This window comes from Ruegeria sp. BHSC043, from assembly GCF_059612985.1.
In genome coordinates this window covers 1-24,135 of record NZ_JBXWRS010000004.1, presented here as the reverse complement: position 1 = coordinate 24,135, position 24,135 = coordinate 1, and the positions used below count along the sequence as shown (strand labels likewise).

Here is a 24,135-nt window from a genome sequence, read left to right as displayed (position 1 = left end):
AAATTTAATCTAGCTGAGTCCCGCCGAACGGGCAAGGGGGTCAGACGGCCTCGAGATAACTGAGCCAGTGCTGATCTGCCGGGATCTGCTCGAAGCGCGCGATCTCCTGCCGCTTGGTCATGGCCATGTTGCGGATCAGATCAGCGGGAAAGATGCGCGCGACGATCGGGTCGGTCTCGAACGCAGTCACGGCCGTGTCCCAGTCAGCGGCCAATTGCGGCAGGCCGTCGATGTCGTAAGCGTTGCCGGTGATCGGGGCTGGGGGGTGCAGGCCGTCCTCGATGCCCACGAGGGCCGCGCCCAGAACCGCAGCCAGCATCAGATAGGGGTTGATGTCGCCGCCGGCCACGCGGTGCTCGATCCGGCGGGCGGCGGGCGCTCCGCCCGGAATGCGGATCGCGGCGGTCCGGTTTTCATAGGCCCAAGCCGCGCCTGTGGGGGCATGGGCTCCGGGCACGAGCCGCGTGTAAGAATTGCCATGCGGAGCAAAAATCAGCGTGCTGCCGGGCATGGCGGCCAGACATCCGGCGACGGCAGAGCGCAGGATTTCGGTTCCTTCACGCCCGCCATTGTCAAAGACGTTGCGGCCCTGGCCATCAAGCACCGAGAAGTGCACATGCATTCCGTTCCCCGCATCATCAGCATAGGGTTTGGCCATGAAGGTCGCGGTAAAGCCGTGCTTGCGAGCCAGCCCACGGGTCAATGCCTTGAAAAGCCACGTATCATCGGCGCAGCGCATGGCGTCCTGATGGTTCAGGTTGATCTCGAACTGGCCGATGCCGCTCTCGGAAATTGCCGTCTGGGCGGGGATCCCCATTTCGGCGCACCCGTCATAAAGCTCGGTGAAGAAGGCGTCGAAGGCGTCCATTTCGGCCATTGACAGCACCGCCTCGCCGCGCAGCCGACGGCCAGTGACCGGGTTATGTGGGGGCTTTGGATGCGCATCCGAGGAATCAAGCAGGGTGAATTCCAACTCGGTCGCGGCAACAACTTTCCACCCGCGCTGGACATAGCGCGACAGGACCGCGGCCAGCGCATGGCGGGGATCGCCGGCAAACGGCGTGCCGTGATCGTCGAACAGACACATCGGCACCAGCGCCGTGGGTGTAGTCAGCCAGGGCATCGGCACCGGCCCGCGCTCGGTCGGGCGCAGCACGCCATCGGCGTCGCCGGTTTCAAACACCAGCGGGCTGCCCTCGATATCGGCGCCCCACAGATCGACGTTCAGCGCCGAAAACGGCATGCGCACCGCGCCGCTGCCCAGCTTGTCGGCGTAAGACGGGGGCACGCGTTTGCCGCGCATCTGGCCGTTCAGGTCACATGCGGCGACGCGAAATGTGTGCAGGGCGGCAAGGTCCATCCGGGGCTCCGTAGCTGTGCTTCGGCAAACCTAGTCGAGCTTTTTGCCCTTGTCACGATATTTGATCAAATTATCCGACGGCAGCTGTCGCCCTGCTGAATGGGCGGGCAGGCCACGGTTCCGTACGAGCAGTAGACACAGCAATCGCCCGGCTTGGGTTTCAGTACGGTGTGACAGGCGCTGCATTCATAGAACCACTGGCAGGCGTCGGTGGGCATGGTCTCGGACTGGGCGTGGCCGCAGACCGGGCAGGTCAGGGTGCTTTCAAGCGTTACGGTCTTGTCTGTCATTGTCTCACATCGGCTGGATCAGAAATACGTTGATGCGGGCCTCGTGGAACACGACAACCCAGGCGACGGCAGTCATCGCGGTGCTGGCCGCCAAGCCCCATTCCAGATGGCGCACAGCATTGCGCCGACAGGCCACCAGCCACGCAGTCGCGATCAGTGCCGTCGAGGCCGCCTGAACATGGTAGCTGACCGCCATGATCTGGCCAAAGACGGCCAGCCAACTGCCGCCAAGGCCCAGCAACATCATCGTCATCGGCAGCATGCAGCACGCGCCCACACTAAGGGCCGACAGGGATCCGGCGAAGCTGAGGCCGAGAAATCCGCGCATCTTGTTCATCCGTTATTCAAGGCCTGCGGCATTGCCGCATCGCGTGGGCAGAGGTCTAAATCCTGTAGTCACTACAGGATCAAGCGAAAGAGGTCACGTGATTGCGATCGGCGAAGCGGCCCGTCAAAGCGGCGTGGGGATTGAGAACATCCGGTATTACGAGCGCGAAGGCATCGTGCCGCGCCCGGCGCGGGCCACCAACAATCGGCGGCTGTATTCCGCGCAGGATGTTGGGCGGTTGCGGTTTCTGAAACGCTGCCGTGACCTGGGGGTTTCGCTGGGCGACGCAAAGGCATTGCTGGACCTGTCCGAGGGCGGCGCGGCCGATTGCGCCGAGGTCATCGCATTGGCGCAACGTCACATGGAAAGCGTACGCCGCAAGATCGCCGAGTTGCAACGGTTGCAAGCCGCCCTGGACGAGCTGACCGCCAATTGCGCCGAAGGGTCGGTGGACTGCAGGATGCTGGGCCAGTTGCGGATGGCCTGAGCCCCGGCGCCTCAGCGCGCCAGGTTCAGGCGGAACCGCATCTTGGCCTTGCGCGCCACCGGCAGGTGCCGGTTCAGCCGCTTGTTGATCAGGCCGAACATGCCCACGATCACCAGCGTCAGCAGGATGAAGTAGAACGCCAAGATCGGGTAGGGGACGAACGGGTTGAACGTCTTGTCAGCGAAATAGCTGGCATAGTACAGCGCGTCCCCGCGTTGCTGCCAGGCCGGGAAGGCCGAGAAGAAGACCAGCGTTGTGGCATGGAACAGGAAAATCGCCTCGTTCGTGTAGGCGGGCCAGGCCAACCGCAGCATGGTAGGCCACACGATCCGGCGGAAGCGCGACCAACCCGACATGCCATAGGCATCGGCGGCCTCGATATCACCCTTGGGAATCGACCGCAGCGCGCCATAGAAGATCTCGCCGGAATAGGCGGCGGTGTTCAGGAACAGCACGATCAGCGCCCCCAGCCAGGCCGAGGTGAAGGCGTCAAACATCGGGTAGGTCTTCTTGAGCGACAGGAACAGGAAGTAGGCAAAGAAGAACTGGATGAACAGCGGCGAACCGCGGAAGATGAAGATGAACCACTCGGACGGTTTTCGCAGCCACTTGCGGCTGGACGCCTTGCCCAGAGCCACGGCCGTGGCCAGGAAGAACCCGGTGGCCAGCGCCATCACGCCGAAATAGATGTTCCAGATCATCCCTGAACCGATCAGGGTGAACTGTTCGCATAGGGTGAAATCGCTGCGCGGCAGCAGGCGCTCGCCGATGCCGATCGAGCGCAGGCCGTAATCTTGGATGGTCTGCAGGCAGCTCATGCGGTGGTCTCCTTACGCAGCAGCTCTCCGCCCGAGGTCGCCTGGCCATGCGACAGGCGGCGCATCAGCCGTTCAAGGCCAATCTCGGAAACGCGGGTCATGCCAAGGTAAAAAACCAGCAGGAACAGGAAGTACCACATGCGCCAGTCGCCATGCGGATAGGCGGTGAATTTCGAGGTCTTGGTGCCGCCCAACTCGCGCGCCCAATAGACGATGTCCTCGACCCCCAGCAGGAACAGCAGGGGCGTGGCCTTGATCAGCACCATCCACAGGTTCGACAGGCCGGGCAGAGCATAGACCCACATCTGCGGCACGAGAATGCGCCAGAAGGTCTGGCGGCGGGTCATGCCATAGGCCTCGGCGGTTTCAAGCTGCGCCAGCGGCACGGCGCGCATGCCGCCGAACAGCACGTTGGCGGCGAAGGCGCCGAAAACGATCGAAAAGGTGATGACGGCCAGGAAAAAGCCGTAGGTTTCGTGCACCCATTCTGGTGCGGTGCCCAGCGGCAGCTTGGCGGCGGGGCAGACGAGGAAATCGTTGCCCTGACGGATCGGATCGGTCCAGTCGGGACACAGCACCTGGTGCCGCATCCATTCGAAACCCTGGTCCAGGGCGATCACGAAGAACAGGAAAAACGCAATGTCGGGCACCCCGCGCACGATGGCGATATAGCCCTTGCCCAGCCAGCCCAGCGGCGGGACGTGCGACCGGGCCGCCATGGCCCCCGCAAAACCGAAGGCCAACGCCACCGGGGCCGTCACCGCCAGCAAGGCCAGAACCTTGATGAACGACAAGTAGAACGACCAGTGCACGCCGTTGGTCAGATAGCATGAAAACCAGCGGAAAGTGCCGAGCGTGTCGGGATCAGCGCAGTAGGAAAACATGAGGCGTCTTTCGAACGTCAGGCCCAGCACAAGGCCGGGATTGGTTCGGCGCGCGTGGCGCCGAACCGTAGGACCGGATGCTTAGTTGGTGACGACCGAGCCGTCAGGTGCATAGGTGGCGGTATCCTCACCGAACCACTTTTTCAGCATCTCGTTCAGGGTGCCGTCCTGTTTCATCGAGGTAATCGCGGCATCGAATTTTTCACGCAGCTCCGTGTCGCTTTCGCGCAGACCCATACCGACGCCACCGCCCAGCGGAACTGGATCGCCGACAAAGACCAGTTCGCCATTCGATTCCTCGACAAGCGGCACCAGATAGTCGCGGTCGGCCAGAACGGCATCGGCTTCGCCGTTGCGCACGGCGGCGATGGTTTCCTCGGGCGTTGCGAATTCAACCAGGGTTGCGCCCGACTCGGCCACGTGGCCGGCCTGGATGGTCGCGGTCTGTGCAGCGACAACGCCACCGGTCACGTCAACATCCGCCGAGGTGGCCACATAGGCCGACGCGGTCGGCGGGTAGTAGTCCTGGGTGAAGTCGATGACCTCGTCACGCTCGGCCGTGATCGACATGCCGGCGATGATGGTGTCGTAGTTGCCCGACACCAGGTTCGGAATGATCGAATCCCAGTCGTTCTTGACCCATTCGCATTCCAGCTGGGCGCGTTTGCACAGCTCGTCGCCGACTTCACGCTCGAAGCCGTCGATCTCGCCGGCGTCGTTGATGAAGTTGTACGGAGGATAGGCGCCCTCGGTGCCCATGCGGACCGTGTCGGCCATGGCCATGCCGGCGCCAAGCGCCAGTGCCGCGGTGGTCAGAATCAGGTTTTTCATTGGTAACTCCCCTGTTTGGTTCTGTTCTGATGTTATGCCGCCATCGTGGCGGAGAGAAAGCCCCGAAGCCGTTCGGATTCGGGCGCGGAGAAGATATCTTCGGGCGAGCCTTCTTCTTCGATCAGGCCCTGGTGCAGAAACACCACGTGGCTCGAGATGTCGGCGGCCATCTGCATGTCATGGGTGACGATGATCATGGTGCGGCCTTCGGCGGCCAGATCCTTGATTACCTTGATCACTTCCTGTTCCAGCTCGGGATCCAGCGCCGAGGTCGGTTCGTCAAACAGAAGCGCCTCGGGCTCCATGCAGAGCGCGCGCGCGATGGCGGCGCGCTGTTGCTGGCCACCCGAGAGCTGCGCCGGATAGGCGTCGCATTTGTCGCCGATGCCAACCTTGTCCAGATATCTGCGGGCGCTGTCCTCGACCTCGTGCCGGTCACGGCCCAGCACGGTGATCGGGGCCTCCATCACGTTTTGCAGGATGGTCATGTGGGCCCAAAGGTTGAACTGCTGGAACACCATCGACAGGTTGGTGCGAATGCGCAGCACCTGCTTGGGATCGGCGGGGCGGCGATGGTCGCGGGTTCCCGTCCAGCGCACCGGCTCGCCCTTGAACAGGATCTCGCCTTCCTGGCTGTCTTCCAGCAGGTTGCAGCAGCGCAGCAGGGTGGATTTGCCCGACCCCGATGACCCGATCAGCGACACCACGTCGCCGCGATGGGCGGTGATGTCCACTCCTTTGAGGACTTCGAGATTGCCAAAGCTTTTGTGCAGGTTCCTGATCTCGATGACGGGAGTGCTGTCGGTCACGGGTCGTCCTGGTGTTGTTGAGTGCGTTGGTGCGGTACTAGGGCTGAAAAACCAGAGCAATGCAATGCGCAAATGACAAGTTCAAGACCTGAAATCTCCGATTCGGCCAAGGACAGTGGTCAAATTGGTCAGCTTTCGGGCACCACCGCCGCGGGCGGTGGCGGGTTGGGAACGGCAAGGTAGAGATCGGGAGCAATGTCGATCAACCCGTGGATGTGCAGCGCCGCGCGATCGGCCGGGGAAAGGTCTGAGATCGCGGCGCGAACCGCGGCGGCGACCGCGGCCGGATCGCGCGTGATCGCGGTGATGTAGGGCAACGCCGGGGTGGGGCGCGTGGTTGCCACTTGGCGCAGGCGCTGGCCCAGATCGGTGTGCTCTTGCAGCAGCACCCATGTCAGCGCGTCCAGCGATGCAAAATCGGCATGTCCGTCGGCCACGGCCTGCGCTGACAGGGCGTGTCCACCGGTTTCCAGCAGGCGCGCCGGTGCAAGGCCCAGTTCGGACAGATGCGTGACCGGGGCGGCCCAGCCCGATTGGGACAGGGCCTCGTTATAGGCAAGGACGCAGGCGGCCAGTTCGGGCAGATCACGCGCATCATTGGCCCGGGCCACGAAGACCGAACAATAGTGCCCCGGAGGGCAACCCGGCAGGCCATAATCGGGGGTGCCAACCAGATGCACCTTGCCATGCAGTCGGGTGCGATAGGGCATGCCGCAGGTCTGGGCAAAGACTAGGTCAGGGTCCTGCCAGATTTCCCAGAAATCGCGATCACGGGTCAGTTGGCCCGGACCTTCGCCCAAATGCGCGCGAATCAGGCTCCAAAAGCGATCATTGACGGGCCGAAGGGCGGGCATGTCGTACATGCCCAGCATTGCGGTCACGATTTGGCGGCCTTCTGCCGGGCCCGTGCCGAATCCACGTCGCTGACGCCCAGAAGGCTGACCACCAGCCGCAAAAGCGAATCCTCATCCTGCGAGCGCTGACCGTCGGCCAGCGCCACCGACCACAGCGCCTGAACCACGCCGAGGCGGTGATCATAGGGCACCGCATCCTTGATGGCACGGGTGAAACGGACGGTGTCGGGGGCTTCTGCCTCGAGGTCCTCGGCCCGCGCACGCAGTCCTGCGGCCTCGAACGGCGACAGGTCATAGCGTTCAGCCAGGACCTTGTCGATGCGCGACATTTCGCTGTCGGCATAGTCATCGTCGGACCGGGCAAGGCGCACCAGCAGGGCGGCAAGCGCTAGCCGGGCGTCGTCATCGGTCAGTGGGTCGGGCTGCGGCTGGGTAAGCCGGGACAGGAAGGCATTGAACATGCCTCAGATATAGCGGCGGCTCAGTCTGCGTCCAAGCGGCTTTGCACGCGTTCGCGCGCGGCCTGGCTGTCATTGTAGCTGAGCCCCATGGCGATGCGTGCCTCTTCCACAATCTTGATCTCGCCCTCGTCCGAGTTTCCGTCGGCCAGCACCACCTCCCACAGGGCCTCCATCGCGGCCAGCCGCTCCTGCAAGTCCGTCGTTTCGCGGATCAGCTTGCCGAACGTGTCGGTGTCGGGGGCTGCGGCGTGCAGCTTCTCGCAGGTGGCGCGGACCTGGGCGGCCTCGATCGCGTTGTGCTGGTACAGGCGTGCCAGGATGCGATCGATCAACCGGATCTCTTCCAGCTTGTAGTCGCGGTCGGCCTGAGCCACGCGCACCAGCAACGCGCCTAGAGCCAGTTCCGTGTCCGGATCGGGCAGGGTGGTCTGTTGCTGCGGGCGAAACGCTTGAAAGAACTTTTTCAACATTGGCGCAGACTATTCCGTATTTTGTGGTCCGCCAAGCCCGGGCTACCCGTCATAGCCTTCGATGACCACCAGATCGCCCAGCGAGACCGGATCGCGCAAGGCCTTGGCTTTCTGGTAACCCGCGCTTTCATAGCAGGCCAGCGCATCCTCGTAGCTTGGGAATTCGATCACCACGGTGCGGGCGCGGGCTGCACCTTCCTTGACCTCGCGCTGACCCCCGCGCACCAGGAACCGCGCGCCATAGGCGGCGAAGGGTTCGGCGTTTGCGGCGATGTAATTCCTGTAGGCCTCCATATCGTTCACGTCGACATGCGCCACCCAATATCCTTTGGCCATGAAACTGCCCCCTGCGGTTTTTCCGGGTCAAATTGACCCGGAACGGAATGCAAAGCAAGCCCAAGCCGAAGGGGCGCGTCAAACCAGGCGCGAGCTTTCCTTCGCAGCGCGCACGAAATCGCGGAACAGCGGGTGCGGGTCGAAGGGTTTGGACTTCAATTCTGGGTGATATTGCACGCCAATGAACCACGGGTGATCCGACCATTCGACGATTTCCGGCAGGCGCCCGTCGGGCGACATCCCCGAAAATTTCAAGCCCGCTTTCTCAAGCTGTTCGCGATACTTGGTGTCCACCTCATAGCGGTGGCGGTGGCGTTCCTCGATCTGGGTGGTGCCATAGACCTCGGCCACCTTGGAGCCTTCGGTCAGAACCGCATTGTAGGCGCCCAACCGCATAGTGCCGCCCTTGTCATCGCCAACCTTGCGTTCGATCTTGGCGTTACCCTGGATCCATTCCTTGAGGTGATAGACCACCGGTTCAAACCGTTTCTGGCCGGCCTCGTGGTCGAATTCCTCGGACCCCGCGCCGGAGATGCCGGCAACGTTGCGGGCGGCTTCGATCACGGCCATCTGCATACCCAAGCAGATGCCCAAATAGGGAACCTGATGTTCGCGGGCGTATTGCGCCGCTTTGATCTTGCCCTCGGTGCCACGCTCGCCGAATCCACCCGGCACCAGAATGGCGTGGAAGCCTTCCAGATGCGGACCGGGGTCCTCGGTGTCGAAGATCTCGGCATCGACCCATTCGACCTTGACCTTGACGCGGTTGGCCATGCCGCCGTGGGTCAGCGCTTCGGCAATCGATTTATAGGCGTCTTCCAGCTGGGTGTATTTGCCGACGATGGCCACCTTCACCTCGCCTTCGGCGTTGTGGATGCGGTCGCTGACGTCTTCCCATTTCGACAGGTCGGGCTTGGGGGCCGGGCTGATCTGGAAAGCGTCCAGCACCGCCTGATCCAGCCCTTCCTTGTGGTAGGCCAGCGGCGCGTCATAGATGGTCGAGAGATCCAGCGCGGCAATCACTGCATCGGGGCGGACGTTGCAGAACAGGGCCAGCTTTTCGCGCTCTTTCTGCGGGATCGGACCTTCGGAACGGCAGACCAGGATGTCGGGGGCCAGACCGATCGAGCGCAGTTCCTTGACCGAGTGCTGGGTGGGTTTGGTTTTCAGTTCTCCGCTGGCCTTGATGTAGGGCAGCAGGGTCAGGTGCATAAAGATGCACTGGCCACGCGGCTTGTCCTGGCTGAACTGGCGGATCGCTTCAAAGAAGGGGAGGCCTTCGATGTCGCCGACAGTGCCGCCGATTTCGCAAAGCATGAAATCGACCTCGTCCTCGCCGATGGCGATGAAATCCTTGATCTCGTTGGTGACGTGCGGGATCACCTGGATGGTCTTGCCCAGATAGTCGCCGCGGCGCTCCTTCTCGAGCACGTTCATGTAGATGCGGCCCGAGGAAATGGAATCGGTCTTGCGTGCCGGAACGCCGGTGAAGCGTTCATAGTGACCCAGGTCCAGGTCGGTTTCTGCGCCGTCATCGGTGACGAAGACCTCGCCATGTTCGAACGGCGACATGGTGCCGGGATCGACGTTCAGGTAGGGGTCGAGTTTGCGTAGACGCACCGAATATCCGCGTGCCTGCAGCAACGCGCCCAGTGCGGCCGAGGCCAGCCCCTTGCCCAGCGACGAAACAACACCACCAGTGATGAAAATAAAACGCGCCATGTTTTTCGGCTGCTCCCGTGAGACGTCATTACCAACTGCCCGGCGGCCTGAAAAACCGCAGCATCACGGGACTTCACATATAAAGGATTCGCGCCAAAAGCGCAAGAGAACCGCAAGATGCTGTTGCCGTTCTCTTTCAGATTTCTAGGTTTTGTGGATCAGTCGGCCTGCGGGATCAGCGGGGCATTGTCGCCCTGCGCCGGAGGCAGCAGATCTTCGGCCGGCGGAACCAACGGTGTGGTTTCTTCGGTTTCCACCGGAGCCGGAACGCCCAGACGATCGATGACCGACGTGCCAGCCGATTTCTGCGCCGCCAGAATCGTCAGCGTGATCGAGGTGACGATGAAACAGGCCGCAAGAATCCAGGTCAGTTTGCCCAGCGCCGTCGCGGCTGCGCGGCCGGTCATGGCGCCGCCGCCACCGCCGCCCATCCCCAAGCCGCCGCCCTCGGACCGCTGCATCAGGACAACGGCAATCAGGCCAAGGGCCAGAAGAAGGTGGATGATGAGAACGACGTTTTCCATGGTGGTCCTGTACGGCGTGGCGTGTATCGCCGGGTACTTAAGCAAGTTTGGGGGCGGGGGCAAGTCACTAGTTTCCCGCAGCCGGATCGATCCGCGATTTTGCATCGAAAGATGTGGACAGGACGCGGTGCATCGCGCAGGCTTTGGCCATGCCACATGACCACCCCGATCATCCGCACGCCCTGCTGCCGCCCGAACCCGCCCTGCGCGTGAAAGCGCTGGAAACGGTTCTCATCCGCAAGGGCCTGATCGACCCGGCGGCTCTGGATGAGATCATTGACATCTATCAAAACCGGATTGGTCCGCAGAATGGTGCGCGCGTTGTTGCAAAGGCATGGGCCGATCCAGAGTTCAAATCCGGGCTGCTGAAGGATGCGACGCCGCTGATCGCCGAACTGGGCTATTACGGGCGGCAAGGAGAGCACATTGTGGTGGTCGAGAACACGCCGCAGCAGCACAACATGGTCGTCTGCACCCTGTGCAGCTGCTATCCGTGGCCGCTGCTGGGGATTCCGCCCACCTGGTACAAGTCAGACGCCTATCGCGCCCGCGCGTTGCGCGAGCCGCGAAAGGTTTTGGCAGAGTTCGGCGTAAATCTGCCGTCTGAGACGGCGGTACGCGTGTGGGATTCGACAGCCGAGATACGCTACCTCGTCCTTCCGATGAGGCCGCCGGGCACTGAGGGGATGAGCGAGGACGAGCTTACGGCGCTGGTGACCCGCGACAGCATGATCGGCACCGGGCTGCCCAAGGTGCCGGCATGACACGCGCGCATGATATGGGTGGCCGGTTCGGGGATGGCAGGGTCCGGCCCGAGCCGCAGGAGGCCCCGGTTTTCGCCGAGGAGTGGCACGCCCGGGCGCTTGCCGTCACGCTGGCCGCGGGCGCGTTGGGGCAATGGAACATTGACACCGCGCGCCATGCGCGCGAGCGGTTGTCGCCGCAAGACTATGCGCGGTTTTCCTATTACGAAAAATGGATCTCGGCCCTGGCTGACCTGTTGGTCGAAACGGGTGTGCTCAGCCTGGACGAGCTGCGCGGGGTGGACACCAAGGTGGAACATCCGTTGGCGGTTCGGGCGCTGCAAGCCGGCGCTGTGGAAAAAGTTCTGGCCATGGGTGGTCCGGCCGACCGTCCTTCGAACGTCGAGGTCGAATTCAAGGTTGGTCAGGTGGTGCGTACGCGCCGACCGGCGGGGAACCGATTGGTCGATGGCGGTCATACCCGATTGCCGAAATATGCCGCCGGAGCGCAGGGGCGGATCTTGCGCGTTCACGGGTGTCACGTGCTGCCGGATTCCAGCGCCCACGGACTGGGTGAAGCGCCTGAGCCGCTCTACGCCGTCGCGTTTCGGGCCTCGCAACTTTGGACGCACCCCGAAAGCCCACAGGACGAGGTCATCCTTGACCTTTGGCAAAGCTATCTGGAGCCGCCATGACCACATGCCCACCACCAATCCGGCCCGACATGGTGTTCGAGCAACCCTGGCACGCACAGTTGTTCGCCACCACGGTTGCGCTGAACGAGGCGGGGAGGTTTTCCTGGGCTGAATGGACGAATGCCTTTTCGACCACTTTGACGCGGCACGGTGTCGCCCGCGAACTGGATGGCGGCAATGACTATTTCCTAGCTTGGCTAGAAACGCTCGAGACACTTTTGGTATTCTCAGGTACCGCCGAGCGCAATGAACTTGATGCTGTGTTCGAGGCTTGGAGGGTTGCGTTTCTGAGCACTCCACACGGGCACCCAGTTCGACTTACTCGCGAATAGGGGCTCTGCCCCCGCCGCCCGTTCCGGGCGACTCCCCCAGGATATTTATGGCCAGATGAAATTTGCGGCCAATGTTCATCCGGCCCAAAATATCCCCACCGGAGGCATCGCGCGCCAGCGCGATCGAACACTGCGTCGAAATACCGGTTTCCCTGCTGCCTGTGCCTCGTTATACGGGCCGAGTTTGGAAAATCAGCACAAAAGGACCGGATATGGCCAATGTTGTTGTTGTCGGCGCCCAATGGGGCGACGAAGGAAAAGGCAAGATCGTCGACTGGCTGAGCGAGCGGGCAGACGTGATCGCGCGTTTTCAGGGCGGGCACAACGCCGGGCATACGTTGGTTATCGACGGCAAGGTCTACAAGCTGCACGCCCTGCCGTCAGGAGTGGTGCGTGGCGGCAAGCTGAGTGTCATCGGCAACGGGGTCGTGCTGGATCCGTGGCACCTCTTGGAAGAGATAGAGACGATTCGCGGGCAGGGGGTCGAGATCACGCCCGAAACGTTGATGATTGCCGAGAATACACCCTTGATCCTGCCGATTCACGGAGAGTTGGACCGGGCGCGCGAAGAGGCCGCAAGCAAAGGGACCAAGATCGGCACGACTGGCCGTGGAATCGGGCCGGCCTATGAAGACAAGGTGGGGCGCCGCTCGGTGCGGGTGGCCGATCTTGCGGATGATGCGACACTGGAGGCCCGGGTCGACCGGGCATTGCAGCATCATGACCCCCTGCGCAGGGGTTTGGGTATTGCTCCGGTCGATCGCGATGCCCTGATCGCTCAACTGAAGGATGTCGCGCAGCAGATTCTTCCGTTTGCCGCCCCGGTATGGAAAGTGCTCAACGAAAAGCGCAAGGCGGGCAAGCGCATCCTGTTCGAGGGCGCACAAGGTGCGTTGCTGGACATTGATTTCGGCACCTACCCGTTCGTGACATCGTCAAACGTGATCGCCGGCCAGGCCGCGACGGGCGTAGGCATTGGACCCGGATCCATCGATTTCGTTCTGGGTATCGTCAAGGCCTATACGACCCGGGTGGGTGAAGGGCCTTTCCCGACCGAGTTGCATGATGCGGACGGGCAGCGCCTGGGTGAGCGCGGGCACGAGTTCGGGACCACCACTGGACGCAAGCGGCGTTGCGGTTGGTTCGACGCCTGTCTGGTGCGCCAGACCTGTGCAACCAGCGGGGTCAACGGTATTTCGCTGACCAAGCTGGATGTTCTGGATGGTTTTGACACGCTGAAGATCTGTGTTGGCTATGAGTTGGATGGGCAGCGCTTGGACTATCTGCCCACGGCCGCCGAGCAGCAGGCGCGCTGCAAGCCGATCTATGAGGAGTTGCCGGGCTGGAGCGAGTCCACCGAAGGTGCGCGCAGTTGGGCGGATCTTCCGGCCAATGCGATCAAATACGTGCGTCGGGTCGAAGAACTGATCGAGTGCCCGGTGGCCTTGTTGTCCACCAGCCCGGAGCGGGACGACACCATCCTGGTGACCGACCCGTTTGCAGACTGATGCGCAGGCAACGAGAAACCGGTCTCAGCTACAAGGCGCGCAGGCGGTGGTCATTGGTGCTGCTGCTGGTGGGGCTGCCGCTCTACATCGTGGCCGTCGTCACCGTGTTGAACTGGCTGGACCGTCCTCCGATCTGGCTGGAACTTTTGGTTTATGTCGGGCTTGGGATCCTGTGGGCGCTTCCGTTCAAATTCGTGTTCAGGGGGGTGGGGCAGGCCGACCCCGACCAAGAGCAGGAGTAAGTGCACCACTGGCCCTGATCAAAGCCGCGTGATCGGGGCGCGACCGGCTTCCCAAAAGAACCCATGTCAGCCGCACCAAAAAAGGCCGGAGAAATGTCTCCGGCCCGATTGGTCAGTTGTGGGGGTCTTGTCAGCCCGCGGCGCGTTTGTCCTCGGGCCGGAAGCCGATCTGGTTCGAGGCGGCAAAGCGCCCTCCGCCGGCTTTTTCGATTTTGCCGTCGCGCAGCAGCTGGCCGAACGACCGCAAGCTTTCCTCGCGGTTGAATTCGTCTTGCTTCAGGGCGCGAACCTTGTTCATCAACTGAGGGCGCGAGAACTGTTCCTGGCCCTCGATGAACGACAGGTAGGCGGCCGCGGCCTCGAGCAGTTCGGGCAGTGACTGTGCGCCCTGTTCTTGCGCGAACCGGGCAAACCCGCCTTCATCGGGTGACGAGTCCGCCGGTTCGGCGGTCACGCGGCGCGGGGTCACCGGGCCCGCCTCTGGGGCGTCCTTGTCGACCCGCTGCTCGGCCACCAGCTTGAGGGGGGCGGCCGTATCCGATTCCGGGCGCATGCTGGTTACTCGAATCTCGGGGCGGCGCGGGCTGACGACCGAGGCCAGATCGCCGCGGTATTTTTCGTCCTCGGAAGCCGCATTGTCACCGGTCGCCTCGCGCTCGGCTTCGGTGGCCGCGACAGCCGTGCGCAGGTGCGAATAGGTTTCTCGCGTGTCGGCAGTGGCCGGGTCACCCAGTTCGGCATCCGCCTTCTGCAGCAGGCGCAGAACATCCGTGTCCAGTTCGTCGTCGTCCGCGTGGTCGGCCGGCGCTTCCATTTCGGACTCGATCGCGGAAATTTCGCGCAGGATGTTTTCCTCATCCTCGACCGTCAGGGTGCCGTTTGCCTCTTTGGTGTCATCCGAGTTGTCGTCTTCGCCCAGAATGTTGAGGATGTCGTCGACATCGGGCTGGGCGTCGTCCTCGATATCCTCGAACAGGGCTTCTTCGGCCGCTGCTTCCGGTTCGATCGGGGTGGAAGGCGCCGCGGGCGCCATCTCGTCAGACCCGTTGTCCTCGGTCTCTGCCGCCTCGGCCTGGGGCGGTTCAACGGACAAATCGTCGTCGGCATCTGTGGCTTGAGGCGGCAGGTCGGGTTCCACGTCAGTCTGATCGACCAACTCAACGGAGGCACCGGTTTCTGCAGCGCTTTCCACATGGTCGTCCGGCTGGGCCAAGATTGGTTCCGCACCGGCGGTGGACGGGGTGTCGGGCTGCCGGGGGCTGGCTGCCGCCGGATCCGAACCGGCCACCGTTTCCAGATCGTCCGGGGCCAAGGCGCCCGTTTCAAAAGCAGCCGAAATGGCGTCGACCTGGGGTTCGGTTGCAGCCAGAAAGCCGGTCTCATCTTCTTCTGCGTAAGGCGTGGGGGGGTGGTCGCCGTGGGAAACCACCGCGCGGATACGCTGCAGTTTCGCGGCGATGCTGTCCGCAGCCGGGGGCGGCGCCGCAGGGCGCGCGGCTGGGTCTTGCGGGTCAGACAGGGGAGGGGTCATGGAGGGGGTCCGGGTGTCAGCAGTCATGGGGTGCGGTGCGGCCGAAGGGGGGCGATCCGAGGCGCGCAGCAGCAACCCGTTCTCGCCGGGGCGGGCCTCGACGTGGCGCGCGGTGTCTCGTTGCGCGATGCGGGCCAGCATCTCGGCGTCGGGTTGCGGAGGTTCAGAACCGAAATAGCGATCTTCTGCGGCGAGATCGCGGAAATATTCCGCAATCGCCTTCATCGTTTCGAAGGAATCGTCGAACCCTTCCAGCGTGCAGGAAAAAGTCCCGTAGGAAACGGTCAATACCTTGTTGTTCTGTACCATCAGACGCACGTCCTTTACACAATAACACAGCCAAACTCGCAACCGCGGCGCAGAATCGGCTCAAGCAACTGTTCTGATGAACCTATCATTTTGTGGTCTGAATGTGTCCAAAAGCGGGAAAAATGGTCAATCTTGGAAAAAACGGCGAAATTGTTCATTCTGATTGGCCAATCGGGCTGTTTGGTGGCGGAGAAATCGGCCCCGGCGATCTGGATCTGGCGCTGAGCCGCGTCAGGCTGGCCGTTGCTGCGGATGGGGGCGCGGCGGGTTTGATCGATTCGGGGCGCGTTCCGGATGCGGTGATCGGCGATTTCGACTCGCTTTCCAGCCGCCATCGTGCGCAGGTGCCGGCCGAGCGGCTGTTTCCGATCCGCGAACAGGACAGCACCGATTTCGACAAGGCCCTGCGCAATATTCGAGCACCGGTGGTGCTGGGTGTCGGATTCCTGGGCGGGCGGCTGGATCACCAGCTGGCGGTGTTCAATACCATGGTGCGTTGGCCGGATCGACCCTGCATCCTTCTTGGGTCGCAAGAGGTGGTGTTCCACGCGCCGCCGCATGTCACCTTGCAGATCCCGCCAGGCGACACGGTGTCATTGTTTCCGTTCCGGCGGGTGACCGGGCGAAGCTTGGGGTTGGAATGGCCCATCGACGGATTGGTGCTGGAACCCGACGGGCGTGTGGGCACGTCGAACCGGGCGCTGTCGGATGTCACGCTCACGGTGGACGGGCCGGGCTTGATCGTGATGGTGCCGCGCGGCGCGCTGGATCAGGTCATGCAGGCGTTTGCGTCCGGGCAGACAGGGCGGTGGCCCGCTCGCGCAGAATGACATAGAGGCCGGCACCCACGGTGATCGCGATCCCCAAGGCGGCAAGACCGTTGGGCAGGTCGCGGAAGATCAGCCAGCCGATCAACGTGGCGACGGGGATTTCCAGATACTGCATCGGGGCCAGCGTGGCCGACGGCGCATAGCGCAGCGACCACGTCATCAACAGGTGCGCGACCGTGCCCAATACCCCTATGGACAGCAGCAGACCGTAGGGGGCGTTGGCCGGCAGAGTCAGCGTCAGGGCAGGCAGGTCTGCGGATGCGCCGATCAGAAGGACCGGCAGCAGCAACAGCGTTGCCATCAGACCCGATACCGCTTGCAGGGCGATCGGATCGGTCTCTTTGGCGATCTGCCGCGTGACCAGCATGAACAGGGCGAAAACCACCGCAACGATCAACGGCAGCAGTGCGGGGGCGCCCACTTGGGCAAAGCTTGGCTGGATCACCAGCAGGGTGCCGGCAAAGCCGATGATGCAGGCGATCAGGCGGCGGGGGCCTACCTCTTCGCCCAGAACGTAGCGCCCCAGCAGCAGCATGATGAACGGCATGACGAAGGCGATGGCCACCGCATCGGCCAGCGGCAGGAATTGCAGCGCGCTGAACATCGCGCTGATGCCGATGATATGCAGCAGCGTGCGCAGCGCGGTCAGCCGCAGGACGCGCCCGCGCATCCGCCACGGCCGGCCGGTCAGTGCCACCAGAGGGATCAGGAGCGCAGCCTGCACCGCGAAACGCGCCAGGACCAGCAGGCCCAGCGGCATGGTCTCGCCCAACAGCTTGGCCAGCGCGTCGCCCAGCGGGGCCAGCACGCAGAAACCAAGCATCAGGAAGATGCCAAAGACGGGGCGATCCTGGGTCATGGCCCGCACGCTAGGTCAAGCGGCGGGCCGGTGAAAGGTCTAATGCGTCTCAGCAGTTCGGCACGTTGACGGCCAGTCCGCCCAGCGAGGTTTCCTTGTATTTCTCGTGCATGTCATGGCCGGTCTGGCGCATGGTCTCGATCACCGCGTCCAGCGGCACGAAATGCTGCCCGTCCCCGCGCAGGGCCAGCGACGCCGCCGAAACCGCTTTGATCGCGCCCAGCCCGTTGCGCTCGATGCACGGAACCTGCACCAGCCCGGCGACCGGGTCGCAGGTCATGCCCAGATGATGCTCCAGCGCGATCTCGGCGGCATTTTCCACCTGTTCGGGCGTGCCGCCCATCACTGCGCAGAGGCCCGCCGCGGCCATCGCGGCCGCGCTGCCCACTTCGGCCTGACACCCGGCCTCGGCGCCCGAGATCGAGGCGTTGTACTTCACCAGCCCGCCAATGGCGGCGGCGGTCAACAGGAAATCCTCGATATGGCTTTCCGATGCGCCGGGAACGTGGTCGAGGTAATAGCGCAGCACCGCCGGCAGCACGCCTGCCGCGCCGTTGGTGGGGGCGGTGACGACCTGACCGCCAGCGGCGTTTTCCTCGTTCACCGCCATCGCATAGACGCTCATCCAGTCGTTGATCGTGTGCGGCGCATTCAGGTTCATGCCCCGTTCGGCCATCAGCGCATCGTGGATCGCCTTGGCGCGGCGCCGTACCTTAAGGCCGCCGGGCAGGATGCCGTCGGTGCTCAGTCCGCGCTCGATGCAGGCGTTCATCACCTCCCACAGGCGGGCGGTGCCCTTGGCGAAACTGTCGGCGCAGCCGCGCGCGATCTCGTTGGCGCGTTTCATTTCGGCGATGGACTTGCCGCTTGCGCGGGCCATCTCCAGCATCTCGGCTGCGGTCTTGAACGGGTAGGGCACGGGGGGACCATCGTTGGTGTCCTTGCCTTCGGCCAGTTCCTCTTCGGTCAGGACAAAGCCGCCGCCGACCGAGTAATAGACCTGCCGCAGGATCACGTCGCCCTGCGCGTCGGTGGCCATCAGGATCATGCCGTTGGCGTGGCCCGGCAGCGCGTTGTCATAGTCAAAGATCAGGTCCGCCTTGGGGTCGAAGCGCAGCGTGGGCAGGCCCTCGGGCGAAACGCTGCGGGCGTCGGCGATGGCGGCCAGGGTCGCCTCGGCCTTGTCATGGTCATAGGTGTCGGGGGTGAACCCGGCCAGGCCCAGGATCGTGGCCCGGTCGGTGGCGTGGCCGACCCCGGTAAAGGCCAGCGATCCGTGCAGCGAGGCGCGCAGCCCCGCGAATTCGAACGGCGAGGCGCGCATCAGATCCAGGAACCGGGCGGCAGCCACCATGGGTCCCATCGTGTGGGACGAGGACGGGCCGATGCCCACTTTGAACATGTCGAAGACGGAAAGAAACATCAGGTGGCAGACCCTTCTGGAGGCTTTGCATAGGTGGGTGCGGTAAACGGTGCGGTGCCCAGCCCTTCGGCCGTGATCGCGGCGGTTCCAAAGATCGGGCACTGCGGGGTTCCCAGAACCCGTATCAGCCCGTTGGGATTGAGCGCGCGACAGGCGGCGCTGTCCTGCGCATTGTGGGCGCGGTCGACCAGTTCCGTGCGGTAGGGCAGGCCCATCTCTTCCAGCGCCAGCCGGATCACCAGCGCGGCGTTGTCGGGGGCGTAGTGCAGGGCATACCGTTCAGTCATGGAGCCAAAATATCCAGCCCGCCTGTTGCGCGAACATACGATTGCGACGTTTCCGATAGGAAACGCGTATTTCCGACACATCAAATCGTCAATGGCAAGGATCGGCTTTTGTGCGCCACCCAGACGAAATGGGTGATCGACATGAAAAACCGGCCCGCGTCGGCAAGGGCGTTTTGCTCGTCGGCCCAGGCCGTTGCCTCGGCCTCGAGGATTTCGCCAGACTGGATGGCAAAGTCCTGCATCAGCCGAATCATCATCAGGGCTAGTCCGTCGGGGCGCAGGGTGGTGTCGCAGAACGTCACCGGATTCACGTGGTCCGGTTGAAACCCGCAGCCCCGCAGGGCCGCGGGCAGCGCGGCCGGAACGCAGCGGTCGGCCAGGTGGGCGTCCCAGATTTCGCAGATGCGGCGCATGCGTTCAGGGTGGTCGCTGTGCCATGTCAAACTGTCCCAGTGCGTGTCGCCGATCACCAGACGCCCGCCCGGGCGCAGGACGCGGTTGAGTTCGCTCAGCGCAGGCGCCGGGTCGGCGAAATATTCGAACACCTGTACGGACACGGCCTTGTCGAAATGCTGGTTGGGGATCGGCATGTCAAAGGCCGAGCCCTCGACCAGGTCAACGTGATCAAACGCGCTGCATCGGCTGCGCGCGGCGGCCAGCATGTCCGGGCTGGTGTCGAGGCCGGTAACCTGCCCCTGTGGCCCCACCGCACGGGCCAGTTCGGCGGTCAGCAGGCCGGTACCGCAGCCAAGATCCAGGATCGCCTCACCCGGGGCGGGGGCGAGGGCGTCGAAATTGGCGCGACGGCGGCGCGATACATCCGCGCCCTGATAGGCCATGTCCAGCAGTTGCGCCGTGGATTTTCCGAATTTCAGCATGGTGCCCCCTTCGGGCCATCGTAGCCGAAATTCTTGTGCAGACGAAGGAAACCGCGCCCTTCCCCCTCGCACCCGCAGCAGGGATTGCCTATAAGGGGTCGAATTTTGAACTTTGCGAGGTTGCAATGACCCAGAAACTGTCACCGATCGACACTGCCAAGCGCGTCGCCGCCTATCGGGCGGCCGAGATGGTCGAGGACGGAATGCGCGTGGGGCTGGGCACCGGGTCGACGGCGGCCTGGTTGGTGCGCCGACTGGGCGAGCGCGTGAAGAACGAGGGCCTGAAGATCAGGGGCGTTCCGACCTCGACCGCAACGGCGCAGCTGGCGCGCGAGGTGGGCATCGAGGTGGTATCGCTGGATCAGGCCGGGTGGCTGGACCTGACCATCGACGGGGCCGACGAATTCGACGGCGAGTTGAACCTGATCAAGGGCGGCGGCGCGGCCTTGCTGCAGGAAAAGATCGTGGCCACGGCCAGCGACCTGATGGTGGTGATCGCGGATGCCGGCAAAGAGGTCGAGACTCTGGGTGCCTTTCCCCTGCCAATCGAGGTGATTCCCTTTGGCTGGCAGACCACGCGGACGCTGGTCGAGGAACTGCTGGATTCGATGGATGTTCTGGGCACGTCGGCTACGTTGCGGATGAACGGCGAGGCCCCGACCGTCACCGACGAGGGCAACCACATCCTGGACCTGCACCTGCAGCGTATCGGCAACCCGCGGCAATTGGCGCTGGCCCTGAACCAGATCCCCGGCGTGGTGGAAAACGGGTTGTTCATCGACATCTGCGACAAGGTGGTGATCGGGTTCGGCGATGGCCGGGTCGAGCTGCGCGACATCAACGAAGGCACGATCCAGCTGGATCGTCTTGGCGAGGGCGACGACAACCTGTTCTCGGACCTGGCCGACTGACCGGGGCGTTCACGCGCCCGTGTGGTATCAATGCCCGGGGCTTGGCAGGTTGTCCTGCGCCCCCACATATCCAAGACACTTCGAGGCAGGCTGACAGAAGGAACGCGGCATGAGCTTTGACTATGATCTATTCGTCATCGGCGGCGGCTCGGGCGGGGTCCGCGCGGCGCGGGTGGCGGCGGGTGAAACCGGCGCCAAGGTCGCGCTGGCCGAAGAGGACCGGTATGGCGGAACCTGCGTGATCCGGGGCTGTGTGCCCAAAAAACTGATGGTGTTCGCCAGCGAATATTCGGGCATGGTTGAAGACGCTCGCGCCTATGGCTGGGACATCCAGCCGGGCGCTTTCGACTGGCAGCAGTTCCGCAGCAAGCTGCATGCCGAGCTGGACCGGCTTGAGGGGATCTATCGCAATATCCTCAAGAACAACGGCGTCGAAACCTTTGACCAGCGCGCGAAACTGGTCGATCCGCACACGGTCGAACTGGCCGATGGCACCCGCAAGACCGCCAAGCACATCCTGATCGCAACCGGCGGCCGCCCCGTGGTGCCCGAGTTTCCGGGTTCGGAACTGGCGATTACCTCGAACGAGATTTTCCATCTGGATAAGCTGCCCGAGACCATGCTGATCGTCGGCGGCGGCTATATCGCGTGCGAGTTCGCCGGGATCATGAACGGCCTGGGCGTTAAGACCACGCAATTCTATCGCGGGGCGCAGATCCTGCGCGGGTTCGATGACGAGGCGCGCGGGCTGATCTGCGAAGAGATGTGCCAGAACGGTATCGACGTGCATCTGGGCACCAATGTGCTCGAGATGAAAAAGCAGGGCGACAAGATTTGGGTCAAGGCGACCAACGGGTCGGAACTGCTGTTCGACGTGGTCATGTTCGCCACGGGCCGGGCGCCCAATGCCGACGATCTGGGGCTGGAAGGTCTGGGCGTCGAACGTGGCCGCAAGGGCGAGATCATCGTGGACGAATACAGCCAAACGGCGGTGCCCTCGATCTTTGCCATCGGTGACGTGACCGACCGGGTGAACCTGACGCCGGTCGCGATCCGCGAAGGGATGGCCTTTGTCGAGACCGTGTTCAAGGGCAACCCCACCCCGGTGGATCATGAACTGATCCCGACCGCAATCTTCACCCAGCCCGAGATGGGCACCGTTGGGCTGAGCGAGGAGGCCGCCGCCGAGCAGGAGCCGATCGAGGTCTATGCGACCTCGTTCAAACCGATGCAGAAGGCGTTCGCAGGCAGCACGCAACGGGTGTTGATGAAGCTGATCGTAAGTCAGGCCACCCGCAAGGTGCTGGGGTGTCACATCGTCGCCCCCGGCGCGGGCGAGATGATCCAGTTGGCTGGCATCGCGGTCAAGATGGGGGCGACAAAAGAAGATTTCGATCGCACGGTTGCGGTTCATCCAGTAATGGCTGAAGAACTGGTAACCATGCGGCAACCCGTGCGTACCGCTTGATTTGCAAGCGCGCGCACACAGGTTACAAGTGATCCCGTGAGCTCACGGGCCAAAACAAGGGAAATGAAACACATGGCGGGCAACAGCGGAGGCCCCTGGGGGGGCGGAGGCTCATCCGGTGGCGGAGGAAACCGGGGAAACAATGGCGGCGGGCGACGTCCGCCCGAAGGCGACGGGCCGCAGATCCCCGAAATCGATGAATTGATGAAAAAGGGCCAGGAGCAGCTGCGCGTGCTGATGGGCGGGCGCGGCGGCGGTGGTCGCGGCAGCAACGGGTCCGGCCAGGGAGGCGGTGGCGGCCCGGCGATCACCAAGGGCACGATCCTGCTGGGTGGGGTTGCCGCCCTGGTTCTGTGGGGCTTTGCCAGCGCCTATACGGTCAAGCCCGAAGAACAGTCGGTTGAACTGCTGTTCGGCCGCTTTTCCGGGATCGGCACCGAAGGTCTGAACTTTGCCCCGTGGCCCGTGGTCACGGCCGAAGTCATCCCGGTGAAGGTCGAACAGACCGAGACCATCGGCTCGGGCGGTCGCGGCACCGATGCAGGGCTGATGCTGACCGGCGACGAGAACATCGTCGACATCGATTTCCAGGTGGTCTGGAACATCTCGAACCCGGCGGACTTCCTGTTCAACCTCCGCGATCCGCGCGAAACCATCCGTGCGGTGTCTGAATCGGCCATGCGCGAGATCATCGCGCAGTCGGACCTGGCGCCGATCCTGAACCGCGACCGTGCGGTCATCGCCGAGCGGCTCGAGGAGCTGATCCAGTCAACGCTGGACAGCTACAATTCGGGCATCAACATCGTCCGTGTGAACTTTGACGGGGCCGACCCGCCAGAGCCAGTCAAGGACGCCTTCCGCGAGGTCCAGTCGGCCGGACAGGAACGGGACCGGCTCGAGAAGCAAGCCGATGCCTATGCCAACCGGGTTCTGGCCGGTGCGCGCGGTGAAGCCGCGCAGGTGCTGGAAGAGGCCGAGGCCTATCGCGCCCAGGTCGTGAACGAAGCCCAGGGTGAGGCCAGCCGATTCAGCGCGGTTCTGGAAGAATATTCCAAGGCGCCGGACGTGACTCGCAAACGTCTGTACCTGGAACGGATGGAGCAGGTTCTTGGCGACGTGGACAAGATCATCCTGGACGAAAGCGCGACCGGACAGGGGCAGGGCGTCGTGCCCTATCTGCCGCTGAACGAACTGCGCCGCAATTCGGGCGAGGGGAACTAAGACATGCGTAAATCATCCTTTCTCCTGCCGGCCATTTTCGTGGTTCTGGTGATCGCCCTGTCGGCGATCTTCATCGTGGACGAGCGCGAAAAGGCGCTGGTTCTGCAATTCGGCCGGGTGGTCGACGTCAAGGAAGAGCCGGGCCTGGCCTTTAAGATTCCGATCATCCAGGAGGTCGTGCGCTATGACGACCGTATCCTCAGCCGCGAGGTCGGGCCGCTGGAAGTCACGCCGCTGGATGACCGCCGCTTGGTGGTCGACGCCTTCGCGCGCTATCGGATCGCCGATGTGCGCCAGTTCCGCGAGGCCGTGGGTGCCGGTGGCATCGACACTGCCGAGCAGCGTCTGGACTCGATCCTGCGCGCCAAAACCCGCGAGGTTCTGGGTTCGGTCAGCTCGAATGACATCCTCAGCTCGGACCGGGCGGCGCTGATGCTGCGCATCCGCAACGGCGCGATCGCCGAGGCCCGCGATCTGGGCCTCGAGGTGATCGACGTGCGCCTGAAACGCACCGACCTGCCGCAGGCCAACCTCGAGGCGACCTTCGCCCGGATGCGCGCCGAGCGGGAACGCGAGGCGGCCGACGAAGTGGCCCGTGGTGAGGAAGCCGCACAGCGGATCCGCGCTCAGGCCGATCGGACCGTGGTCGAACTGGTGTCAGAAGCACGCCGCGAGGCCGAGATCGTCCGCGGTGAGGCCGATGCGCAGCGCAACGCAATTTTTG

General features: G+C 63.5%; 28 protein-coding genes and 1 pseudogene. 11 read left to right on the top strand and 18 right to left on the bottom strand.

The genetic code is table 11. The features are described from left to right. Positions 1-40: 40 nt before the first annotated feature. The 3 genes from AC2FMM_RS08625 to AC2FMM_RS08615 form a co-directional block, all read right to left on the bottom strand. Complete coding sequence (locus AC2FMM_RS08625) at positions 41-1,360, bottom strand: glutamine synthetase family protein (RefSeq protein ID WP_496796326.1); 1,320 nt, start codon at positions 1,358-1,360, stop codon at positions 41-43. A gap of 65 nt (positions 1,361-1,425) precedes the next feature. After that, positions 1,426-1,650: a GDCCVxC domain-containing (seleno)protein gene (locus AC2FMM_RS08620; RefSeq protein ID WP_496711864.1), complete on the bottom strand. Its 225-nt coding sequence runs from the start codon at positions 1,648-1,650 to the stop codon at positions 1,426-1,428. Positions 1,651-1,654: 4 nt separating this feature from the next. Further along, a complete protein-coding gene (locus AC2FMM_RS08615) occupies positions 1,655-1,987 on the bottom strand; it encodes a hypothetical protein (RefSeq protein ID WP_496711863.1) in 333 nt (110 codons plus the stop codon). A gap of 88 nt (positions 1,988-2,075) precedes the next feature. Between AC2FMM_RS08615 and AC2FMM_RS08610 the strand changes: the two genes are divergently transcribed. Next, complete coding sequence (locus AC2FMM_RS08610; RefSeq protein WP_496742354.1) at positions 2,076-2,465, top strand: MerR family transcriptional regulator; 390 nt, start codon at positions 2,076-2,078, stop codon at positions 2,463-2,465. 11 nt (positions 2,466-2,476) lie between these two features. On the opposite strand, the gene AC2FMM_RS08605 is transcribed toward AC2FMM_RS08610, so the two are convergent. The 10 genes from AC2FMM_RS08605 to secG all read right to left on the bottom strand — a co-directional run bounded on the left by AC2FMM_RS08605 (position 2,477) and on the right by secG (position 10,174). Further along, positions 2,477-3,283 (bottom strand): ABC transporter permease, encoded by an 807-nt coding sequence (locus AC2FMM_RS08605; RefSeq protein ID WP_496680269.1) that lies wholly within the window; start codon positions 3,281-3,283, stop codon positions 2,477-2,479. Next, positions 3,280-4,167, bottom strand: coding sequence for an ABC transporter permease (locus AC2FMM_RS08600; protein ID WP_480633320.1), 888 nt, complete (start codon positions 4,165-4,167; stop codon positions 3,280-3,282). The genes AC2FMM_RS08605 and AC2FMM_RS08600 overlap by 4 nt, the downstream gene beginning before the upstream one ends. An 81-nt stretch (positions 4,168-4,248) precedes the next feature. Then, the gene (locus AC2FMM_RS08595; protein ID WP_496680270.1) at positions 4,249-4,998 is read right to left on the bottom strand and encodes a transporter substrate-binding domain-containing protein; all 750 of its coding nucleotides are present in this window, start codon (positions 4,996-4,998) and stop codon (positions 4,249-4,251) included. A gap of 32 nt (positions 4,999-5,030) precedes the next feature. Beyond that, positions 5,031-5,807, bottom strand: a complete 777-nt coding sequence (locus AC2FMM_RS08590) for an ABC transporter ATP-binding protein (RefSeq protein ID WP_496680271.1) — start codon at positions 5,805-5,807, stop codon at positions 5,031-5,033. Between the two features lie 128 nt (positions 5,808-5,935). Beyond that, positions 5,936-6,679, bottom strand: coding sequence for a phosphate/phosphite/phosphonate ABC transporter substrate-binding protein (locus AC2FMM_RS08585; protein WP_496742361.1), 744 nt, complete (start codon positions 6,677-6,679; stop codon positions 5,936-5,938). Between the two features lie 5 nt (positions 6,680-6,684). Then, positions 6,685-7,122 carry a tellurite resistance TerB family protein gene (locus tag AC2FMM_RS08580; protein ID WP_496688894.1) on the bottom strand — a complete coding sequence of 146 codons (438 nt, stop codon included), beginning with the start codon at positions 7,120-7,122 and terminating at the stop codon, positions 6,685-6,687. A 20-nt stretch (positions 7,123-7,142) separates the two neighbouring features. Further along, positions 7,143-7,592 carry a tellurite resistance TerB family protein gene (locus AC2FMM_RS08575; RefSeq protein ID WP_496680273.1) on the bottom strand — a complete coding sequence of 150 codons (450 nt, stop codon included), beginning with the start codon at positions 7,590-7,592 and terminating at the stop codon, positions 7,143-7,145. Between the two features lie 42 nt (positions 7,593-7,634). Next, a complete protein-coding gene (locus AC2FMM_RS08570; protein ID WP_496711860.1) occupies positions 7,635-7,928 on the bottom strand; it encodes a DUF1330 domain-containing protein in 294 nt (97 codons plus the stop codon). 78 nt (positions 7,929-8,006) lie between these two features. Then, complete coding sequence (gene pyrG / locus AC2FMM_RS08565; protein WP_496796325.1) at positions 8,007-9,650, bottom strand: CTP synthase; 1,644 nt, start codon at positions 9,648-9,650, stop codon at positions 8,007-8,009. A gap of 158 nt (positions 9,651-9,808) precedes the next feature. Then, positions 9,809-10,174 (bottom strand): preprotein translocase subunit SecG, encoded by a 366-nt coding sequence (gene secG, locus AC2FMM_RS08560; RefSeq protein WP_496680278.1) that lies wholly within the window; start codon positions 10,172-10,174, stop codon positions 9,809-9,811. A gap of 149 nt (positions 10,175-10,323) precedes the next feature. Here secG and nthA point away from each other — a divergent pair, with 149 nt between their 5' ends. The 5 genes from nthA (at position 10,324) to AC2FMM_RS08535 (ending at position 13,694) form a co-directional block, all read left to right on the top strand. Beyond that, the gene (gene nthA / locus AC2FMM_RS08555) at positions 10,324-10,938 is read left to right on the top strand and encodes a nitrile hydratase subunit alpha (protein ID WP_496796324.1); all 615 of its coding nucleotides are present in this window, start codon (positions 10,324-10,326) and stop codon (positions 10,936-10,938) included. Beyond that, positions 10,935-11,612 (top strand): nitrile hydratase subunit beta, encoded by a 678-nt coding sequence (nthB, locus tag AC2FMM_RS08550; protein WP_496796323.1) that lies wholly within the window; start codon positions 10,935-10,937, stop codon positions 11,610-11,612. Before nthA ends, nthB begins: the two co-directional genes overlap by 4 nt. After that, positions 11,609-11,944 (top strand): nitrile hydratase accessory protein, encoded by a 336-nt coding sequence (locus AC2FMM_RS08545; RefSeq protein ID WP_496796322.1) that lies wholly within the window; start codon positions 11,609-11,611, stop codon positions 11,942-11,944. Before nthB ends, AC2FMM_RS08545 begins: the two co-directional genes overlap by 4 nt. A gap of 212 nt (positions 11,945-12,156) precedes the next feature. Continuing rightward, on the top strand, positions 12,157-13,452 hold the full coding sequence (locus AC2FMM_RS08540) for an adenylosuccinate synthase (protein WP_496775302.1): 1,296 nt from the start codon (positions 12,157-12,159) through the stop codon (positions 13,450-13,452). Further along, the gene (locus AC2FMM_RS08535) at positions 13,452-13,694 is read left to right on the top strand and encodes a DUF2842 domain-containing protein (RefSeq protein WP_496713512.1); all 243 of its coding nucleotides are present in this window, start codon (positions 13,452-13,454) and stop codon (positions 13,692-13,694) included. Before AC2FMM_RS08540 ends, AC2FMM_RS08535 begins: the two co-directional genes overlap by 1 nt. A 130-nt stretch (positions 13,695-13,824) precedes the next feature. On the opposite strand, the gene AC2FMM_RS08530 is transcribed toward AC2FMM_RS08535, so the two are convergent. Beyond that, positions 13,825-15,534 carry a hypothetical protein gene (locus tag AC2FMM_RS08530; protein WP_496713510.1) on the bottom strand — a complete coding sequence of 570 codons (1,710 nt, stop codon included), beginning with the start codon at positions 15,532-15,534 and terminating at the stop codon, positions 13,825-13,827. A 122-nt stretch (positions 15,535-15,656) separates the two neighbouring features. Here AC2FMM_RS08530 and AC2FMM_RS08525 point away from each other — a divergent pair, with 122 nt between their 5' ends. Beyond that, positions 15,657-16,364 carry a thiamine diphosphokinase gene (locus tag AC2FMM_RS08525; protein ID WP_496680288.1) on the top strand — a complete coding sequence of 236 codons (708 nt, stop codon included), beginning with the start codon at positions 15,657-15,659 and terminating at the stop codon, positions 16,362-16,364. Here the strand turns inward: AC2FMM_RS08525 and AC2FMM_RS08520 are convergent. From AC2FMM_RS08520 to AC2FMM_RS08505, 4 genes and pseudogenes are all read right to left on the bottom strand, one after another. Further along, positions 16,309-17,223 (bottom strand): DMT family transporter, encoded by a 915-nt coding sequence (locus AC2FMM_RS08520; RefSeq protein ID WP_496796321.1) that lies wholly within the window; start codon positions 17,221-17,223, stop codon positions 16,309-16,311. The genes AC2FMM_RS08525 and AC2FMM_RS08520 overlap by 56 nt on opposite strands. 49 nt (positions 17,224-17,272) lie before the next feature. Beyond that, positions 17,273-18,646, bottom strand: a complete 1,374-nt coding sequence (locus AC2FMM_RS08515) for an L-serine ammonia-lyase (protein WP_496680292.1) — start codon at positions 18,644-18,646, stop codon at positions 17,273-17,275. Positions 18,647-18,720: 74 nt separating this feature from the next. Continuing rightward, positions 18,721-18,933, bottom strand: a pseudogene (locus AC2FMM_RS08510) (thioredoxin domain-containing protein); the annotation flags it as partial. A gap of 80 nt (positions 18,934-19,013) precedes the next feature. Beyond that, entirely contained in the window at positions 19,014-19,811 is a 798-nt protein-coding gene (locus tag AC2FMM_RS08505; RefSeq protein WP_496713504.1) for a methyltransferase domain-containing protein, read from the bottom strand. A 125-nt stretch (positions 19,812-19,936) separates the two neighbouring features. Between AC2FMM_RS08505 and rpiA the strand changes: the two genes are divergently transcribed. From rpiA to hflC, 4 genes are all read left to right on the top strand, one after another. Then, on the top strand, positions 19,937-20,722 hold the full coding sequence (gene rpiA / locus AC2FMM_RS08500; RefSeq protein ID WP_005982205.1) for a ribose-5-phosphate isomerase RpiA: 786 nt from the start codon (positions 19,937-19,939) through the stop codon (positions 20,720-20,722). Between the two features lie 109 nt (positions 20,723-20,831). Beyond that, the gene (gene gor / locus AC2FMM_RS08495) at positions 20,832-22,190 is read left to right on the top strand and encodes a glutathione-disulfide reductase (RefSeq protein WP_496796320.1); all 1,359 of its coding nucleotides are present in this window, start codon (positions 20,832-20,834) and stop codon (positions 22,188-22,190) included. Positions 22,191-22,262: 72 nt separating this feature from the next. Then, positions 22,263-23,411, top strand: a complete 1,149-nt coding sequence (hflK, locus tag AC2FMM_RS08490; protein WP_496680296.1) for an FtsH protease activity modulator HflK — start codon at positions 22,263-22,265, stop codon at positions 23,409-23,411. A gap of 3 nt (positions 23,412-23,414) precedes the next feature. Beyond that, on the top strand, positions 23,415-24,135 hold a 721-nt coding region (gene hflC, locus AC2FMM_RS08485; RefSeq protein WP_496796319.1), incomplete at its 3' end, for a protease modulator HflC.